General features: G+C 62.4%; 1 protein-coding gene. It reads right to left on the reverse strand.

Annotation, left to right across the window (positions count from 1 at the left end; translation table 11 throughout):
• A partial coding sequence (locus BMI87_RS21830) for an autotransporter outer membrane beta-barrel domain-containing protein (protein WP_146681745.1) occupies positions 1-644 on the reverse strand: 644 nt, incomplete at its 3' end.
• Between the last annotated feature and the right edge of the window lie 18 nt (positions 645-662).

Below are 662 nucleotides of genomic sequence, written 5' to 3' on the forward strand. Positions count from 1 at the left end.
AGGTTCCACGCGCCCGCGCCGGTTTCGTCGAAGCCGTCCACCGAGAGGTGATACATTTCGAGTGAACCCGTCGGGCCGAAGCGAAGACGATCTTGGCCGAACATGTACTCGGCATCGATCGCGCCGAAGACCTGATGGCCATCCGTGCTCGCCCGTGCGGTCGATCCCATGACATTGCGGCTCATGTCGTAGGAAAGATCCTGATAGCCGATCATGAACTGCGCCGCGCCACCATTGCCGAAGGCCGTTCGCACGAAGCCACCGACGAAGCCGCCGGAGCCATCGATGCTGCCGCGGCTCTGATCGGCATCGGAGGTGCCGTCCGAGTAGCCGCCGAAGAGGCCGACCGAGACTTGATTGCCGACGAATTTCTCGCCGCCCAGCATCATGTAATGCGATTTGACGTCGTAGCCGATCGCATTGGTGGTGCGGTCGTAATTGGCTTTCTGCGCACCCGCCGAGACGAAGGCATAGGTGTCGTTCCCGATCTTCCACGAGGTCGGCCCGCCCATCGTCGAAAGCGTGACCGATCCGTTCTGCGTCTGCGCAACCGGACGACCGATCCCTTTCGTGATGTTCTGCCCGAACTCGAAGCCGACAGCGCCGAAGGCGGGCAGGAAGCTGTAGCCCGTTGTCTCGAGCATGTCGTTGCGCGCGACCGG

Origin of the sequence: Thioclava sp. F28-4 (assembly GCF_002020045.1) — a bacterium.
Lineage (GTDB): Bacteria > Pseudomonadota > Alphaproteobacteria > Rhodobacterales > Rhodobacteraceae > Thioclava > Thioclava sediminum.